General features: G+C 43.8%; 18 protein-coding genes. 11 read left to right on the forward strand and 7 right to left on the reverse strand.

Annotation, left to right across the window (positions count from 1 at the left end; genetic code table 11):
• Positions 1 to 21: 21 nt before the first annotated feature.
• Positions 22 to 966, reverse strand: a complete 945-nt coding sequence (locus tag RGU72_RS20640) for a hypothetical protein (RefSeq protein WP_322121723.1) — start codon at positions 964 to 966, stop codon at positions 22 to 24.
• Between the two features lie 9 nt (positions 967 to 975).
• Entirely contained in the window at positions 976 to 1,419 is a 444-nt protein-coding gene (locus tag RGU72_RS20645; protein ID WP_322121724.1) for a hemerythrin domain-containing protein, read from the reverse strand.
• A gap of 239 nt (positions 1,420 to 1,658) precedes the next feature.
• Here RGU72_RS20645 and RGU72_RS20650 point away from each other — a divergent pair, with 239 nt between their 5' ends.
• The 5 genes from RGU72_RS20650 (at position 1,659) to tnpC (ending at position 5,021) form a co-directional block, all read left to right on the forward strand.
• Positions 1,659 to 2,075, forward strand: coding sequence for a PRC-barrel domain-containing protein (locus RGU72_RS20650; RefSeq protein WP_322121725.1), 417 nt, complete (start codon positions 1,659 to 1,661; stop codon positions 2,073 to 2,075).
• Positions 2,072 to 2,512: a CHRD domain-containing protein gene (locus RGU72_RS20655; protein WP_322121726.1), complete on the forward strand. Its 441-nt coding sequence runs from the start codon at positions 2,072 to 2,074 to the stop codon at positions 2,510 to 2,512. The genes RGU72_RS20650 and RGU72_RS20655 overlap by 4 nt, the downstream gene beginning before the upstream one ends.
• Positions 2,513 to 2,844: 332 nt before the next feature.
• The gene (locus RGU72_RS20660) at positions 2,845 to 3,126 is read left to right on the forward strand and encodes an IS66 family insertion sequence element accessory protein TnpB (RefSeq protein WP_322121727.1); all 282 of its coding nucleotides are present in this window, start codon (positions 2,845 to 2,847) and stop codon (positions 3,124 to 3,126) included.
• Positions 3,102 to 3,455 carry an IS66 family insertion sequence element accessory protein TnpB gene (gene tnpB / locus RGU72_RS20665; protein ID WP_322121728.1) on the forward strand — a complete coding sequence of 118 codons (354 nt, stop codon included), beginning with the start codon at positions 3,102 to 3,104 and terminating at the stop codon, positions 3,453 to 3,455. The genes RGU72_RS20660 and tnpB overlap by 25 nt, the downstream gene beginning before the upstream one ends.
• A 75-nt stretch (positions 3,456 to 3,530) precedes the next feature.
• On the forward strand, positions 3,531 to 5,021 hold the full coding sequence (gene tnpC, locus RGU72_RS20670) for an IS66 family transposase (RefSeq protein ID WP_322121729.1): 1,491 nt from the start codon (positions 3,531 to 3,533) through the stop codon (positions 5,019 to 5,021).
• 117 nt (positions 5,022 to 5,138) lie between these two features.
• On the opposite strand, the gene RGU72_RS20675 is transcribed toward tnpC, so the two are convergent.
• From RGU72_RS20675 to RGU72_RS20685, 3 genes are all read right to left on the reverse strand, one after another.
• Positions 5,139 to 7,244: a catalase gene (locus tag RGU72_RS20675; protein WP_322121730.1), complete on the reverse strand. Its 2,106-nt coding sequence runs from the start codon at positions 7,242 to 7,244 to the stop codon at positions 5,139 to 5,141.
• Between the two features lie 338 nt (positions 7,245 to 7,582).
• Positions 7,583 to 8,104, reverse strand: coding sequence for a hypothetical protein (locus RGU72_RS20680; RefSeq protein WP_322121731.1), 522 nt, complete (start codon positions 8,102 to 8,104; stop codon positions 7,583 to 7,585).
• 25 nt (positions 8,105 to 8,129) lie between these two features.
• The gene (locus RGU72_RS20685) at positions 8,130 to 8,549 is read right to left on the reverse strand and encodes a BON domain-containing protein (protein WP_322121732.1); all 420 of its coding nucleotides are present in this window, start codon (positions 8,547 to 8,549) and stop codon (positions 8,130 to 8,132) included.
• Between the two features lie 734 nt (positions 8,550 to 9,283).
• Here RGU72_RS20685 and RGU72_RS20690 point away from each other — a divergent pair.
• The 4 genes from RGU72_RS20690 (at position 9,284) to RGU72_RS20705 (ending at position 12,948) form a co-directional block, all read left to right on the forward strand.
• Positions 9,284 to 9,487 carry a hypothetical protein gene (locus RGU72_RS20690; RefSeq protein ID WP_322121733.1) on the forward strand — a complete coding sequence of 68 codons (204 nt, stop codon included), beginning with the start codon at positions 9,284 to 9,286 and terminating at the stop codon, positions 9,485 to 9,487.
• Positions 9,488 to 9,932: 445 nt separating this feature from the next.
• Positions 9,933 to 10,670, forward strand: a complete 738-nt coding sequence (locus RGU72_RS20695; protein ID WP_322121734.1) for a Crp/Fnr family transcriptional regulator — start codon at positions 9,933 to 9,935, stop codon at positions 10,668 to 10,670.
• 236 nt (positions 10,671 to 10,906) lie between these two features.
• Positions 10,907 to 11,994, forward strand: a protein-coding gene (locus tag RGU72_RS20700; RefSeq protein ID WP_322121735.1) for an IS3 family transposase whose coding sequence is annotated in 2 segments (ribosomal slippage) — positions 10,907 to 11,159 and positions 11,159 to 11,994 — 1,089 coding nt in all. Because the reading frame shifts where the segments join, the coding sequence is not laid out codon by codon here.
• Between the two features lie 144 nt (positions 11,995 to 12,138).
• Complete coding sequence (locus RGU72_RS20705) at positions 12,139 to 12,948, forward strand: Crp/Fnr family transcriptional regulator (protein WP_322121736.1); 810 nt, start codon at positions 12,139 to 12,141, stop codon at positions 12,946 to 12,948.
• Between the two features lie 304 nt (positions 12,949 to 13,252).
• On the opposite strand, the gene RGU72_RS20710 is transcribed toward RGU72_RS20705, so the two are convergent.
• Positions 13,253 to 13,555 (reverse strand): hypothetical protein, encoded by a 303-nt coding sequence (locus RGU72_RS20710; protein ID WP_322121737.1) that lies wholly within the window; start codon positions 13,553 to 13,555, stop codon positions 13,253 to 13,255.
• Positions 13,556 to 13,617: 62 nt separating this feature from the next.
• Here RGU72_RS20710 and istA point away from each other — a divergent pair, with 62 nt between their 5' ends.
• Complete coding sequence (gene istA, locus RGU72_RS20715) at positions 13,618 to 15,117, forward strand: IS21 family transposase (RefSeq protein WP_322121738.1); 1,500 nt, start codon at positions 13,618 to 13,620, stop codon at positions 15,115 to 15,117.
• A complete protein-coding gene (gene istB, locus RGU72_RS20720; protein ID WP_322121739.1) occupies positions 15,107 to 15,874 on the forward strand; it encodes an IS21-like element helper ATPase IstB in 768 nt (255 codons plus the stop codon). Before istA ends, istB begins: the two co-directional genes overlap by 11 nt.
• Before the next feature lie 269 nt (positions 15,875 to 16,143).
• On the opposite strand, the gene RGU72_RS20725 is transcribed toward istB, so the two are convergent.
• Positions 16,144 to 16,323, reverse strand: coding sequence for a hypothetical protein (locus RGU72_RS20725; protein ID WP_322121740.1), 180 nt, complete (start codon positions 16,321 to 16,323; stop codon positions 16,144 to 16,146).
• Positions 16,324 to 16,852: the final 529 nt, after the last annotated feature.

Raw genomic sequence — 16,852 nt, forward strand, 5'->3', positions numbered from 1 at the left:
TTTTTCACCTGAAAAAAATACTTAGTCGAGCAGATGAGCTCTGTCTCGTTGACGCCCGCCAAACGTCGCGGCTAGACTGGCAACAAACGCGCCGATCAACAACGCTACAAACATCCACAAAGCAGAGTTAGCAGCCGCCTTGCGTGCCTTGTCAGCAGATTCCTTGATGGTGTTCTTAGCGTCTGTGACAGATTTACTAAATTGTGTATAAATGATGTCAACACGTTTCTCCGCATCAATTTGATTGAGCCCCGTGCGTTTGGATACCATTTTAGATAGGTAATCGCGATCGTTCGGGCTTAAAGTACCGCTTCGAATGTCCATTGATAAAATTTTCCCTACTTCTGCACCTGCACTAACATTTATATCTACAGAACCATCGTCTGAACGCAACAACATATCTGAAAAATAATCTACGGAAGTATTCTTCATATTATTCGCCGTAGTTGCTGTTGCGTTGACTGTACTAGCGCCCACATTTGACACATCGCTGAGAATACTTTGAGTCGCACTTGCGAATAAGCCGACTGTCACTAAGGACGCAACAGCCCATGCAAGAAACCCGTGAGCGGTATCTCTAAAATACACTTCGTTATCGTGCACGTTACTCCATTTACTTCGCAACCTACCTGCTAAATATCCGCCAACTCCGGATGCCGCAAGCTGCATAAACGTAATCCATGCAATCGCTGAGATACCCATTACAGAGGCGTTATAAGACCAAGGCGATATGGTAGACAGACCCAAACCAGCACCTAACATTAATAATATTAATGAAAGCGCCGCGGCCGCCATCGCACCTGCCAAGATGGCAGCCCATGAGACTCCTGAAATTCTTTCACCGGATGAATGATCGTTATCAACTGCAAGCATATTTGCTCCATTAGAATGATTGTGCATGTGCTCTGCATGTATTTCGTCGTTAGTTTTATTTTCATTTGAACGGTAAAGTCTGAGTGAAGCCATATTGGAAATTTAAAGTTGCTCCTTCCGTTCGCTCATTTCTTCACCGAGGGTTACTAGATCTAATCTCGTTTTTCGGACCGAAGGAAACATTTCATCCTCTTCTTCCCTAACATGGTGTTCGATTTGTTCGGAGAGCACTTTCACTTTTGCATCATATAAATCATCATCTGGATCCATGTCCTGAATTTGTTCGATCAACTCTTTAGCACTCGCATGCTCTACCTCCGCTTCATCCATTAACTCATCACTTTCTATTACTTCTTTGACCGCAGGATAGAATATTTCCTCTTCGATCTGTGCATGAATTAGTAGAGCACGACAAATTGCATCCGCAACCTTTTTTTTGCTTACCTTTGATCGGTCACTTAGTTCGTTAAATTGTTCAAATAAAGCCTTTACCGTTTGATGATCTGAGACTAGAAGGCTGATAGCATCTGTAATTTTGAGCGGCATAAATATCTCCAAAAAAAGCGAGGTAACAACAAAGACCAGCCTGAGCATATTGATCATCGACGATGCTGTATGTGCGCTGTCTCACATTTGTTAAAAACTATTTTTACAGAGGGCAAGAAATAATTTCCTAAGAGAAAACTTCATTAATTTCATATTGTTTATTTTTGTGCGGTATCGAACGGACATGAATAAGAAGAAAGTTCAATCTACAATCTCATTCAATTGAGAGGAGAACTAATATGAATTACGAATCACGCGATACCTTGGGTATGTATGCGATAAATGGATCGGGTAATAATAAAGGTCCTGGCCCTGAATTAATGGGAGCTAATACCCTGATTGGCGATAATGTTCATAACGCTGAGGATGAGCATTTAGGGGAAATAAAAGAAATCATGCTTGATGTACGAACAGGTAAAGTGGCTTACGCCGTTCTTGCTCACGGTGGCCTATTTACCATAGGCGCAAAACTCTTTGCAGTTCCATGGAGCGCACTTAAACTAGATACTGAAAATAAGCGGTTTGTATTGAACATACAGAAGGAGCGTTTCGAAAATGCTCCTGGCTTTGATTCAGATCACTGGCCAGACATGGCCGATAGTACTTGGATTGAAAATTTACATAATTTCTATGACACGTCGAGGAGCTCGCAATGAAAAGCCAGTTCTCAAAAAAGTATTCGCGAACTAAATTGAGTGCATTATTGTTAGGCTGTAGTGTATTTCTTAGCGTTAGTTCCGCTTATGCAACTGAAACAAAAGTAAATTTGGTAGGATCAGAAGAAACTCCGGCAGTGCAAACTTCTGCGCAGGGCTCGGGGAGTATCATCGTCAACAAGGACAGAACTGTGAGCGGTATGGTTATGACTACCGGGTTGGCTGGAACGATGGCTCACATACATTTGGGCGCTGAAGGAAGAAAAGGTCCGCCGATTATTACCTTAGTCAAGTCTGGTGATGGCAGTTGGGCAGTGCCATCAGGATCAATACTTACCGAAGAACAGTATGCAAGTTACAAAGCAGGAAATCTTTATGTCAATGTTCATAGCGCAGAAAATAAGGATGGAGAAATCCGGGGACAATTGAAGCCTTAATTAGATAATTCCGTGCTTTGAAATAAAAATGGAGACGATTTTTTAGTCTCCGTTTTTATTATCTTTGTAAAGTGTACCCATTTAATTTAATTCAAATATGTACTTGAGTTAGGCATCTCTCTATTCCATCAAATACGTTCTTTAGATATACTAAAATTAAACACAATTGGCTGTAAGCACATAGCGACCCCATCTTGAGTCCCTGCGTTAAATCACAGAGTATCGTGTCCACGTAATTAATGGACACATGTACACGATGAATGAACCAGATTTAATAGCGCCACAGCGCAGAATTTAAAGCCCAGGTAATCAAGGCATGTCAGCAGCCTGGTGTGTCGATTGCAGCGATTGCGTTGCATTACCGCTTGAACGCCAATATGCTGCGAACTTGGCTGACAGCCCATGAACGGGCGACGGCAATGGAACAACCAGGATCGTCGGCAGTCAGACCAGTAGCGGAATTTATCCCGCTTCAATTGGCGGGGAAACCCGAAACCGTTGCGACGCAGGATATTGTTATCGAAGTCAGGCGAGGCGCAGCAACCATCACGGTTCGCTGGCCGAGTGCCTCTGCTGCTGAATGTGCCGGTTGGCTGCAGAACTGGTTACGATGATCCGGATCGAGTCGATCTGGCTGGCGACCGAACCGATAGATATGCGCGTCGGCATGGACACTGCTCTGGCCAGGGTGGTCAAGGTGTTCGGTGCAGCACGCCCTCATCATGCCTATTTGTTTGCCAACAAACGCTCGACACGCATCAAGGTCTTGGTCTATGACGGATTTGGTATTTGGCTAGCAACACGCCGCCTGAATAAAGGCAGGTTTGTCTGGAACAACGGCACAACAGTTTGTGTCGACCTCAACCACGATCAACTTCGCGCATTGGTGACCGGACTACCATGGGAGAATTTAACCTATGACCATGCGATATCCGTGCTGTAGTGCCGAGGCCACAAAGATGTAAACGTCTGTAAACGTCTTTGATCAAATCACCTCGGGTCTGGCACACTTCCAGACATGAGCTTTGCCGCTACCATCGAACAATACACTAAGGAACAGCTGGTTCAGCTGCTGATTCATCAGCAGGCAATGAACGCCAAACTCACCCATGAGCTGGCCATTCTCAAACGTCAGAAATTTGCCGTGACCAGCGAAGCCTATACCGGCGAACAACAGCGTGAACTGTTTGAAACTCTCGACGTCGACTTGGCCGCTGTCGCTGCCGAAATTGAGCAACTGGCGCTGGCCAATCCCGCGGCAGAACCAACCAAGCAACAACCCAAGCGTGTCCGGCTACCGGCAGAACTGCCGCGCACCGATATTCATCACGAACCGGATTCCACGCTGTGCCGGTGTGGTTGCCAAATGAAACGTATCGGTGAGGACGTGTCCGAGAAACTCGATTACCAACCTGGCGTGTTCACGGTGGAACGTCATGTGCGTGGCAAGTGGGTATGCCATCAATGCGAAACACTGGTGCAGGCACCAGTTCCTGCGCAGATCATCGATAAGGGTATCCCGACCTCCGGATTGCTGGCTCAGGTGTTGGTCGCCAAATATGCTGACCACTTGCCGCTGTATCGTCAGAGCGGCATCTTCGAACGGGCAGGATTGGCCATTCCCGACTCCACGCTGACCGAATGGGTAGGCTGCTGCGGCGTGGCGCTCCAGCCATTGGTGGATGCGCTGAAAGAAGAATTATTGACCCACCCGGTACTGCATGCCGATGAGACGCCGCTTCCAATGCTCAAACCCGGGAACGGCAAGACGCACAAGGCCTATCTGTGGAGTTATTGCAGCACATCACTAAGTAGCATGAAGGCGGTGGTCTTCGACTTTGCCGAAAGCCGGGGTGGCAAGCATGCCGAACAATTCCTGGATCGATGGCGGGGCACCCTCGTCTGCGATGATTTTCCAGGTTACAAAGTGCTGTTCAGATCCGGTATCACGGAGGCAGGATGCATAGCGCACGCGCGGCGCAGATTTCATGAACTATGGGCGAATCACAGCAGTCAGATCGCGGGTGAAGTGCTGGATTTATTTGCCAGTCTATATGGCGTGGAACGGGAAGCAAGCTTGCTCAACGAAGAGCAACGCCTGACCATTCGTCAAACGCAGGCCAAGCCAGTTGCAGATGCACTGCATAAGTGGTTGCTGGTCCAGCGCCAGCGGGTGCCTAGTGGCGGCGCTACCTTCAAGGCAATCGAATACAGTTTGAATCGCTGGCCGGCGTTGACACATTACCTCAACGATCCCCAGGTTCCGATCGATAATAATTGGGTTGAGAACCAGATTCGTCCCATCGCATTAGGACGCAAAAATTGGATGTTCAGTGGAAGTCTGCGCGCCGGCAAACGTGCTGCGGCAATTATGAGTTTGATTCACTCAGCTCGGCTTAACGGCCACGATCCCTACGCTTACATGAAGGACGTCCTGGAAAGGCTTCCGTTACATCCATTCAGTCGCATTGGCGAATTGCTCCCTCATCGCTGGGAACCCGCTCAATAATTTCCATCATCAAGATAATGCCAGGTCAACCTGTGTTGGCCAGGCGCTTACAATTGGCTTCTTTTTTTATATTTTTCTAAAGAAAATATAGCTAGCAAAATCAACTTATCAAAACTATTAAATCGCTGGGTGAAGTGATTTTTCACGGCTCCATTGGCGTGTCTTTGCCGCAGACAAAAAATCTGGTATTTTGTCGATCGATATTACTCCGGCATCCTTTTCTATTCCAGCCGTTTCTAATAAAATTTTACTTCCATCATCAAAAGCAATCGCCTTAAGATGGCTATATGCATCTCTGATGAATGAAGTCGTGGCCATATCTTTTTGTAGTTTTTTCCCAGCTTCTTTGGATAGGATCGTGACGATCGCATCAAACATGACTGATGGATTACCTGCAAGTTGTCCATCAATTTTGGCTTCAGTCGTGTCAGATAAATAGATGCCGTTAATTTTTGGAGCAATAGTCTTGTAAGTTGCGCCTGCTTTAATAACTGCCGTTTGAACAGTTTTTAAAATCTCTACATCAGATCCATCAGAAATCAATATCCCGATGACTCGTCCTGATAACGTCGATTTCATTTTGTCGATTAGCCCAACCGCGGGGGTTAAAGGAAGATCAACAACTGGTGCTGCGATATCAGGCGCTGGTGGTAAATTTTCCATGCCCAAACCATTTGCTACACGCAATGCTAGATCACCGATGATGTGCCTTAGATGACCGACCATTGCTTCTCGAATGTGTGGATGCTCAACTTTTGATAATTCAAAAACAAGGGCAGAGATAATATGCGATTGTTCGTATTTATTTTGACTCAAATAAAATTGGCGCGCCTGGCTATAGTGATCGGCAAAGCTTTCTGGTCGAATCCTCCCTTTGGTTCCACTGAGCTGTTCAGACATACTTTTAAAGCCGGTTGTAGGCTGCTCACGCGGCGACGTCGTCGATAGCGTATTGGGTTCATAAGACACTCTGCCAGTGGGTTGCGCCATTTGCATATGGCCATCACGTTGATGATTCCCAAACGGACATTTAGGCGCATTCACAGGAATTTGATGGAAATTAGGTGAACCTAGTCTGGATAGCTGCGTATCGAGATAAGAAAAAAGACGCCCTTGCAATAAAGGATCGTTTGAGAAATCAATGCCTGGGACAACATGAGATGGACAAAAGGCAACCTGTTCGGTCTCAGCGAAGAAATTATTTGGCCATCTATTGAGAACCATCCGTCCTATTACTTTCAATGGAACTAGCTCTTCAGGAATCAGTTTAGTGGCGTCAAGATGGTCAAATGGGAACTGGTCAGCCTCTTCTTGGGTGAAGAGTTGTACTGCTAATTCCCACTCGGGGAAATTACCCACACTGATGGAATTAAATAGGTCGCGACGATGGAAATCGGGGTCTGCTCCAGCAATTTTAACGGTTTCGTCCCAGATGGTAGATTGAAGTCCTAATTTAGGTCTCCAGTGAAATTTCACAAAAGTTGAATTACCGTCCTGATCAATCAAGCGAAAAGAATGAACCCCAAACCCTTCCATCATGCTTAACGATCGCGGTAGTGTCCGATCTGACATAATCCACATCACCATATGCATTGCTTCCGGTGTAAGCGAAATGAAATCCCAGAACGTGTCATGCGCGGTAGCGGCTTGTGGAAAACCACGATCAGGTTCCATTTTGACTGCATGGATCAGATCCGGAAATTTAATCGCATCTTGAATGAAAAACACCGGAATGTTATTTCCAACTAAATCCCAATTACCCTCGGATGTATAAAACTTGACGGAGAATCCCCGCACATCCCTTGGTGTGTCTGCAGAACCGGATCCACCTGCTACAGTCGAAAATCGCGCAAACAAAGGTGTGCGAGTATTTAATTCAGTAAGAATTTTTGCCGTTGTAAACTTCTGTAGGGAGTGAGTTAATTCAAAAAATCCATGAGCTCCAGTTCCTCTTGCATGCACAATTCGTTCTGGTATCCGTTCATGATCGAAGTGAGTAATCTTTTCTCTCAAAATAAAATCTTCTAACAGCGCAGGACCGTTAACTCCTGCCTTCAACGAATTTTGATTGTCAGAAACGGCTACGCCTTGATTTGTCGTGAGGTCAGATTGTTTTTTTTCCGCGATCTGATGTAACTCCCCGCCATTGCCAGTCGATTTAGAGGTTACCTTACGATTAATGTCAGTTTCTACTTTAGGGATAGATTTCTTAATGTTTGGCATGGTTGGCAACCTCTAAAAAAAGTCGGTTTGAATAAAATAAGTACTGAACAACAATAAAATGTAGATCCATTTATTATTTTTATCACCATAAACCATACATTTGAAATGGTATGTGCGGAATCACACACTACGATTTTTTATTCGATCACTTGTAAAGCCTATGTATTTGTCAAAGAGAAAAAAACTCTAGTATTTCGTAGAGATTTTTAATCAGATTTTCACAGCACACTAGAAAAATTCCGTCAGCTAAAATTCATCACATGCGTTAACTGACAGAACTATTTTTCGAATAAGCTTAGCTAGACAATGAAATAATTCAACCGTTAGTTGTCGAGCTATTAGTTAGGAACTGAAGCTTCAGAGGTCGACTTAATATCTTCGGCGCCAGCGTTTTGAAAAATTTCCTTAACCGTTTTAACTTGTTCGTGATTTTCAGTATGAACCGAAATCAATACATTCCCATTTCTAATCTTTCCGTCAAATAGTTTCGCTTCATACTCGGGAATTCCCATGCCAACCAAAGCACCTATAATACCGCCGGCGGCAGCGCCAACTGCGGCACCACCTAGTGCAGCCATAATTGGTCCAGCGGCGATAAACGGACCCACACCTGGTATTGCTAAGGTACCGATGCCAGCGAGCCAGCCTAGGATAGCGCCAGTTCCCAAACCGGCTATACCTCCAGTGGCAGTTCCTTCTGGTACTTTCGTATTTTGTTCATGGGCGAAATCCCGAGTACCGCTTTGATCAGGGAGAAGGACAGAAATCTCCGCGCTACTAAATCTTGCCGATTTGAGATGATCGACAATTGATTCTGCTTGTGCTCTAGTTTGAGCGATACAATAAACTGCATTTTTCATGATTTTCTCCAAACAAGTAATTGAATTAGTTAGTTTTAACGTCTAGCTGATCATCGATTGATTTGACACCCGGAGTGTCAAGGGTTACTTTTTCTAATTTGACTTTTTCTTCTTTATTTTTAACTGGCCCACGCAATGTAACAACGCCGTCTGAAGTCATAATTTTTATGTTGTGGGCTGACATTGAAAGGGACTTCTCATGGACGATATTGCGTCGCACTAGAGACAATAATTTCCTGTCTCCTGCACTGTTGGATTGATCTTGAGGTGTTGCAGTTACGTTTGATTTATCTCTCACATTCATTTCGGAATTATCAACATTCGATGCGCTTTTCGTTTCAGACCGCATCGGTGCTACAGGCTTATCTGCAGCGAACGATAAGAACGGTGTTGATATAAAAAAAAGTAAAGCGACGCCTTTTAAACTCTTAGATACAGATTTCATTCCTATCTCCTCGTTGATACCCGAGAATGGGTATGTATTGAGCTTAGTCAGTCTGGGTTAGCCTATCTGTGCGGTATCTCACTTTTATCCAATAAAGTAGTGTGATAACCGTAAAAAGTTTTTTTAAAAGTGCATTGGAGTAAGTAGTCCTCGCAACTATCATTTGCAAGTGGCAATAAAATCCAAACACACGTCGTGAATAAAACGATTAAGAAGTTTTCAACTTCTATTTTTAAGGATGAATATCGCAAATAATTGTATCTATCTAAATAATTTTTCTGATTATGTAGACTAATATTTCCATCCAATAAGCCCCAAACGCTATTGGTGTTAATTGCCCTTCGTCTACTTTAGTTTCACAGAAAATAATCAAAATTAAGAGTAGAGCCGCGCGTAGGAAAGTTAGAAATCGAGGGTTTTTATCCACTAAATTAAATTTATTCTTCTACGCTAAATTAGTACTCGTACGTTCTCTAAGGTGAGATATTTCTAGATTTGAATTTTTTCATTTTTCAAAAGATTGCTCTTACTTTTTATAAATTTCTATTAATCTGCGAAGAAAAATCTGTTTGAATTTTATTGCAATGGGTATCCAGAAAAATATCTTTTGATGTTGGATAGCGAACAGATAAACCATTTAATGTGGGCTATGTTGGATCACTTGCTGGGATCACGTTTGTTCTGGCTTGTAGAATGAAATTCAAAAAACTTTCTATTATTGAGGATCAAAAATCATGACTAACACTAAAGAAGCTAGCACCCTACATAAACAAGCCGCGACCGATCATCAAGAGGCAGCAAAAAACCATTTGAAAGCCGCCGAATCTCACGAAAAGAACAAAGTGAGCGACGCGAAGGAGAGCTCAAAAAATGCGATGGGATGTTGCGCTACAGCGCAAAAAAGTACTGAAAAAGCCTGTCACTCTTCGTCAATGTGATTAATAAATTCAGAGTCTAGTTAGGCTTAAATCAAATAAATAGTTTTTGATTTTTGACGAAGCTAAATAAGAAATAAAGGCTAGCCAATCGCTAGCCTGTTTTGATTCGGAAACAAGTTGGACTGACAAAAGTAATTCGTTGGTTCAATCGTCAGTTAATAAAAAAAGGCAGTTCTCTACCAAATCAATTTATTTATCCATAGACACTATTGATCTGTGCGAACTTTGCGAGTTTTAAGGAAATAGTTCAAATTTATATGAGATTTTAATTTTGATTAACTATCTCTCAATTTGTGTTATTCAAAAGGACAGCGGTGTATTTGCTAGAGCGACGCCATCTGTGTTTTTTCGCTCATAAAATTATTGCCTCACATGATAGGCTCTGACCCTTCAGCCAAAATATCCACTTCGCGTAATTGTTCACCGCAAATAGAAACTATTCTTAATGCAGATCCCGCATAACCCCAGACAAAATCATCTTCTAGCTGCATTTCCTTTGGATGAATTTGATCGCCTTTTTGCCCATTTGGAATTGGTCTCTTTATCTGTAGGAGATTTTCTGATTGAAGCAGACAAAGGTTTTAAATTTGCGTACTTTCCAACCACAGCAGTTGTATCCTTTATGTACATATTAGAGGATGGAACAGCTGCAGAAATAGCTTCCGTTGGGAAAGAGGGAGTAATAGGAATTTCCTTAGTTTTGGGTGAAGAAACGACACCAAGGACGGTAGAAGTCCAAATTGCAGGATTTGCCTATCGACTCAAAGGAACAATATTAGCTTCTGAATTCAGTCGTGCTGGTCCAGTATTACATTTGTTGCTTAGGTATAGTCAGGCACTAATCATACAAATGACTCAAATTGCGATATGTAACCGATACCACTCTGTTGACCAACAAATATGCCGATGGTTGTTGCTCAGTTTAGATCGATCAACAAACGATTTGCTATATATGACACAACAAGTCATCGCAAATATGTTAGGCATAAGACGAGAAAGGGTCGTCATGGCTGCCAGAAATTTACAAAAAGACGGACTTATTCATTACAGCAGAGGCACCATAGAAGTTTTGAGCCGTCTAGGATTAGAAAAAACTGTTTGTGAATGCTATGGAGTCATAAGGACAGAATTAGATCGGTTGAAATCTGATGTTCCAATGGATAATATTATTTTGAATGCCTAATGCCACTCGTCAATACTGGAGAAAGAATAGGTAAGTGAAATGATTGGTAATTTTTAGAAATTTATTCTGATGTCGAAATGCTCAAATAATAAAAATAAAACTGAGTATTATGATGGTAAAAAATTTATGTGAGCGATAACGCACAGACAAACTTCTTTTGACGATGTGGTAATCCCCCCAGCAAATAATCGGACTTATAAGTAGAATTTTCTAAATATGATTTTTAGAGGTTTTACATGAAGACATCCCGTTACACCGACAGCCAGATTATCGCAATCCTGAAGCAGGCAGAAGCTGGCTCTCCTATCCCAGAACTTTGTCGTGAACATGGCATGAGTTCCGCTTCGTTCTATAAGTGGCGAGCCAAGTATGGCGGCATGGATGCCTCATTAATGGCGCGTATGAAAGAGTTGGAGGAAGAGAATAAACGTCTCAAGAAGATGTATGCAGAGGAACGACTCAAGGCAGAAATAGTGGCTGAGGCACTCGCAAAAAAGTGGTAGCGCCATCTCAGCGTCGAGAGATGGCGCGCTGGGTGGTTGACCAACGGCGAGCAACAATCAAAGTAGCTTGTTTAGCATTCGGCATTAGCGAAACCTGCTATCGTTACCAAGCTAAGCTTAACATTGAGAATGATGTCATAGCGGACTGGCTAATTCGTCTCACAACAAGTCAGCGTAACTGGGGCTTTGGGCTGTGTTTTTTACATTTACGCAATGTGAAAGGCTTTCGATGGAACCATAAGAGGGTATATCGGATATATCGTGCGCTCGAACTTAATTTTCGGATCAAGCCACGCAAACGTTTAGTAAGAGAGCGTCCACAGCCATTGTCGGTTCCATCTGAGATTAACCAAGTTTGGTCAATGGACTTCATGCACGATCAGCTAAGTGATGGTCGCAGTATTCGTTTATTTAACGTGATTGATGATTTCAATCGCGAAGGGCTTGGAATAGACGTCGACTTTTCATTACCCTCCGAACGCGTCATACGTTCGCTCGACCAGATCATTGAATGGCGCGGGCAGCCTCAGATGATTAGGTGCGACAATGGGCCAGAGTATGTAAGCAACGTCACCCAGGCATGGGCTGAAAAGCGCGGTATTCATATTGAGTTCATTCAACCTGGGCAGCCACAACAGAACGCCTACATTGAACGATACAACCGAACCGTACGCTACGATTGGCTGGCTCATCACCTATTTGATTCACTTGAAGAGATTCAGAATTTTGCAACCAAATGGTTATGGACTTACAATCATGATCGTCCCAATACTGGGATCGGCGGCATTACCCCGAAACAAAAGCTAGCACTTGCCGCTTAGCCTCTACTTATCGGCCGCATTAAAAATGGGGGGATTACCATGTAAGCTATTTGGTGAAAAGCGAATTCCTTAACCTTGCTTTAGCCAGGCTATAGAAAATATATTCTGTTCTTGTAAAATGTGCACTCATTCCATAATACTCAAATGCCATTCTCGAACGGTCCAAAGCAGAACCTTCTGCTCGCAGCATTGCCCCTCGCGGAGTTCAATCGATTACTTGAAGATTTAGAACTTGTCGATATGGGTTTAGGTGAAGTTTTATATAGCCCCGGAAGCATAATGCAGTATGTCTATTTTCCCACTACAGCGGTCGTGTCTCTACTTTACGTTTTAGAGTGCGGGTCATCAGCAGAAATTGCCATTGTTGGTAATGAGGGTATTCTCGGGATTTCTCTTTTTATGGGTGGAGTCACCACCCCCAGCCACGCTGTAGTGCAAAGTGCCGGGCAAGCCTATCGACTAAAAGCAAAATTGTTGAATATTGAATTCAACAGAGGCGGTCCGGTGCTTCGCCTTCTACTTCGATATACTCAAGCTCTGATAACTCAGATGACACAAACTGCAGTTTGCAACCGACATCATTCAATCGAGCAACAACTTTGCCGTTGGCTATTATTAAGCATTGACCGTTTGCCAAGTAATTCGGTGCACATGACTCAAGAACTCATCGCCAATATGTTGGGGGTCCGAAGAGAAGGTGTAACGGAAGCTGCCGGTAAATTACAGAAAAAAGGACTTATTCAATATGCGAGGGGTCAGATTAATGTGATTGATCGGCCTAAGTTAGAACAAGCAGTTTGCGAGTGCTACGTTGTGGTTAAGAAAGAATTTGATCGGTTAATTAGTGACATTCCCAACGGAGATCCTTTGCACATTTTAGGACAATCGGATCGTCGTAAAGTGTTTAAAAGCGTTCGTCAAAAAAATAGTAGCGATCGGAGGGATGAAAGCTGAAAGCGTATTCGGTTTATCTTTGTTTCGCAAATTTCATTTCTCATTTCTTTGGTCTAGCTCGATGACATTACGTCATTCTTTAAACAAATCCTTTGGCGAGAGGAATGCAGCAAAGCAGTCAAATAAAGGCAAAGCTAGAAACTCCTCGCTAATTCGTCTTACAGCGCGCGCAGCAATTTGAATACGGCTTCCCACAAAAAATCGATAATCTCCGTTTATGTGAAACGCTTCTTCGTCTCATCTATTTGCTGAATCGTATTCCCTCTGATTCTCTCAATTACACAAATTTGAGTACACGTCGCCGCTATTCCTTCAATTTGAATAGATATCTAGCAAAATAGCCTAATGCGAACGCGACAGCTAATGTTTGAAGCGGTTGCTCTCCTACATTCTTTCTTAATACTTTATAAATTTGTTTTTGAGACAGATATAGTTTTTCTGAAACATCTCCAAATGTTTTAATACTTACCTCTAAGGCGCATGTAAGTCGATCAACTGAATCAGCTTTCTGGTCTTCTAAATTCTGTGATTTTTCATGAATATTTTTTGTATCAGGTGTCAAACAGCGTGCAATACTTACCAGATTAGGGGTGGAAACAGCGTCCAAAAGTTTCCACCCTAGTGTGTCACCATCCGGTGTTTTAGCCGGGGGTATCTGGAGTGATTTATATGGACATCATTTACGAAATAAGAAGACGTCATTCAGTACAGAAACAATCGATTTCTGCCATTGCGAGAGAAATGGGACTCTCCCGGCCGACCGTACGCAAACATCTCAATACCGTCGAACAGCCTAAATATCAGCGGCTGCTAACGGTTTCACCCCGCCTCGATGAATATAAAGACCAGCTAACCTCCTGGTTAGAAGAAGAATCCAAACTACCCCGATCACGGCGCCGAACAGCGCAACGGCTATTTGAGGGGCTACAGGAACTAGGTTACGGCGGGGCCTACGACAGCATTCAACGATTTGTAAAACAGTGGAAATCCAGCGCACATGGTCCAAAAATCACCGAAGCGTTTATTCCGTTGGTGTTTCTGCCAGCCGATGCCTGCCAGTTTGACTGGAGCCAGGAACAGGTGGAAATCGCTGGCATCATGCAAACGATTAAAGTCGCCCATTTCCGGTTAGCCTATAGCCGCCAAATGTTTGTGGCCGCCTATCCCAGAGAAACGCAGGAAATGGTCTTTGATGCGCACATCTGGGCATTTACCTTCTTTGGCGGTGTGCCTGCCCGTCTGATTTACGATAATCTCAAGACCGTCGTCGACACCGTCTTTGTCGGTAAAGAACGTCAATTTAACCGGCGCTTTTTAACGCTGGCCAATCATTATCTGTTTGAACCAGTGGCCTGCACTCCTGCTTCTGGTTGGGAGAAAGGTCAGGTCGAGAATCAAGTTGGCAATGTACGGGAATGGCTGTTTACCCCGTTGGCCCGCTTTGCTTCCTTTGCGGATTTAAATGCGTGGCTCACAACCCGCTGCCAGGAATTAGCGCAACGTATGCACCCGACACAAAGTCAGCGCACCATTGCAGACTGTTATGCTGATGCGCAGCCTTTGCTTCGACCTGTCAGCGCGCACTTTGATGGCTATGTAGAAAAAATGATGCGTGCCTCGTCCACTTGTCTAGTGAAAGTAGACCGGAATAAGTACAGTGTGCCAGCGCGGTTTGCCGGGCAGGCGGTATCTGTTCGCACGACAGCAAATCTGGTGCGGGTCGTCGCACAGGGCGAAGTGATTGCCGCCCATGCCCGTCAATTCAGTCGTGACCAGTTGATTTGTGATCCCTGGCATTACCTGCCTGTTCTGGAGAAGAAGCCTGGCGCTTTACGCAATGGCGCACCATTCGTTGAATGGACATTACCCAGAGCGGTTGTGCAAGTACGCGACCGGATTCTGAAGCAACCGAAAGGAGACCGAGCCTTCGTAGAATTACTGATGCTTGCCGGTGAAGCAGGACTTGATGCGCTTACTGTGGCATGTGAGTTAACTCTGGAGGGCGGCGTCATCAGTGCGCCTATCGTGATGAATGAATTGCGCCGTCTCATTGCGCCGCATTTACCCGCAGCAGCGATCCACCTGCCAGACACCATTGCTTTGACGATGGAACCTCTGGCGAACTGCCACCGTTATGATTATTTGCTGGGAGCGGCCAATGTCCACTGACCACGCTACCAGTTTAAAAACACTGCAACTCTATGGGATGGCTTTGGCATGGAGTGAGCTGCAGGCAGAAAAGCCCAGGCAAGCACATCGACCTGAAAGCTGGATGGAGCGGTTAATCCATGCAGAACAAACCGATAGGCAACTCAAGAGCTTACGCTATCAACTCAAAACAGCACGCTTCCCGATTCACCGTGACTTAACTGGCATTAACTGGGCAGAGACTCCCTTATCGCAAACAGTGGTTGAGCAATTGGCGACCGCAGGATTTATGGAAACAGCGCACAACCTAATTCTGGTGGGTGGTACTGGCACCGGCAAGTCGCATTTGGCCACTGCCATCGGTGTCGCGGCAATCCATCATGGCAAGCGGGTGCGTTTCTTTAATGCGGTCGATCTGGTCAACCAGTTGGAACGAGAGAAGAGTCAGGGAAAGGTCGGCAATCTGGCGAAACAGCTCTGCCTGATGGACGCTGTCATTTTAGATGAGCTGGGATATTTGCCGTTTCCCGCTTCTGGAGGTGCATTGCTGTTCCATCTGATCAGCCATCTCTATGAAAAAACCTCGCTCATCATTACGACCAATTTGTCATTCGGCGAGTGGGTACAGGTCTTTGGTGATGCAAAAATGACTACCGCTTTGCTTGACCGTGTTACGCACCATTGCGACATCTTGGAAACCGGGAACGATTCTTACCGATTTAAGCACAGCAAAAATCGTTCTGAACAAGCCGATAAAATGGAAAAATTTGGACGCTGACAGGTGGTAAATATTGAACGCTGTTTGACATTGTATCAGGTATTAAACCGTCACTCAATTCAATCATGTCATATTTGTCGGAATCTAACGATGCGCTTGCATTTTCAGCATCATGAATATTTGGTAAATCTAATTTTTGATTACTTGTCATTTTGGTTCCTAATATATCGATGAGTACGAAAAATAAAATTATTAACAGATTTACTAAGTGTCTTTGTATCTATTAAATATCCGTAGGAATTAAAATCTTCAAGTGAGTTTTTCTCTATTTAGGTTTTGATGAAACCTAATGTCGGCAAATTGCCTCCCTCGCCGTCCCACTTAGAAATTTCGTCTTTCTCTAATTTTTTTTCAACTTGCTTTTGACGGGATAGATATTTTCCAACCACGGTTAATATTGTCAATGAGGCTATCGCAGAGGCGATAATTATTGTCTGTTTGTTCTTCATCAAATTCTCCAATTGCAGTTGGTTTTAGTAATTCGAGGCAACATGCGTCTTAGTCCAAGTTACCTACTTTTTACGGAGTTAGTTACTTGAATTACCTAAACTTTGGGTACCGAGCTACGCCAAGTACCTGTTGTGGGGGCGTAATCCTCGATTTGTAGCTTGCTTTCTTTGGCAGATCGTCCCGCCCAATCGGTACGAAAAGCACTCGGTTCTCCTATTGGATCTTTCCTTAGACCATATTGAACTTGATATTCCAAGGTCGTCTGTGCGGTAGTTCGCTTAACCGAAAAAATATTAAACCGATTAAATAGCGTGCTGAAGAGGCCGACACCAACTAAATAAATAGCTGTTAAATATATTTTTTATTGATACATAGTCGTATAAAGAGACCAATAAAAAGTACGAGAATATTGCATTTAATATTAACTTTCGCCAAGGAAGTGGCGACAAGAAGATGACCGAACAAAATATTTTTTGCATACTGTTTTCATTGCTATATAAGACATTTTTAGTAGCGAAAGATCATGAA

The organism is Undibacterium sp. 5I1 (genome assembly GCF_034314085.1).
GTDB lineage: Bacteria > Pseudomonadota > Gammaproteobacteria > Burkholderiales > Burkholderiaceae_D > Undibacterium.

Coding starts and splice junctions, on each gene's coding strand:
- RGU72_RS20655 (WP_322121726.1), top strand. CDS start 2,072: ATGAAAAGCCAGTTCTCAAAAAAGTATTCGCGAACTAAATTGAGTGCA.
- RGU72_RS20645 (WP_322121724.1), bottom strand. CDS start 1,419: ATGCCGCTCAAAATTACAGATGCTATCAGCCTTCTAGTCTCAGATCAT.
- RGU72_RS20680 (WP_322121731.1), bottom strand. CDS start 8,104: ATGAAAAATGCAGTTTATTGTATCGCTCAAACTAGAGCACAAGCAGAA.
- RGU72_RS20705 (WP_322121736.1), top strand. CDS start 12,139: ATGCCATTCTCGAACGGTCCAAAGCAGAACCTTCTGCTCGCAGCATTG.
- RGU72_RS20685 (WP_322121732.1), bottom strand. CDS start 8,549: ATGAAATCTGTATCTAAGAGTTTAAAAGGCGTCGCTTTACTTTTTTTT.
- tnpC (WP_322121729.1), top strand. CDS start 3,531: ATGAGCTTTGCCGCTACCATCGAACAATACACTAAGGAACAGCTGGTT.
- RGU72_RS20650 (WP_322121725.1), top strand. CDS start 1,659: ATGAATTACGAATCACGCGATACCTTGGGTATGTATGCGATAAATGGA.
- RGU72_RS20675 (WP_322121730.1), bottom strand. CDS start 7,244: ATGCCAAACATTAAGAAATCTATCCCTAAAGTAGAAACTGACATTAAT.
- istA (WP_322121738.1), top strand. CDS start 13,618: ATGGACATCATTTACGAAATAAGAAGACGTCATTCAGTACAGAAACAA.
- RGU72_RS20690 (WP_322121733.1), top strand. CDS start 9,284: ATGACTAACACTAAAGAAGCTAGCACCCTACATAAACAAGCCGCGACC.
- RGU72_RS20640 (WP_322121723.1), bottom strand. CDS start 966: ATGGCTTCACTCAGACTTTACCGTTCAAATGAAAATAAAACTAACGAC.
- istB (WP_322121739.1), top strand. CDS start 15,107: ATGTCCACTGACCACGCTACCAGTTTAAAAACACTGCAACTCTATGGG.
- RGU72_RS20695 (WP_322121734.1), top strand. CDS start 9,933: ATGCAGATCCCGCATAACCCCAGACAAAATCATCTTCTAGCTGCATTT.
- RGU72_RS20725 (WP_322121740.1), bottom strand. CDS start 16,323: ATGAAGAACAAACAGACAATAATTATCGCCTCTGCGATAGCCTCATTG.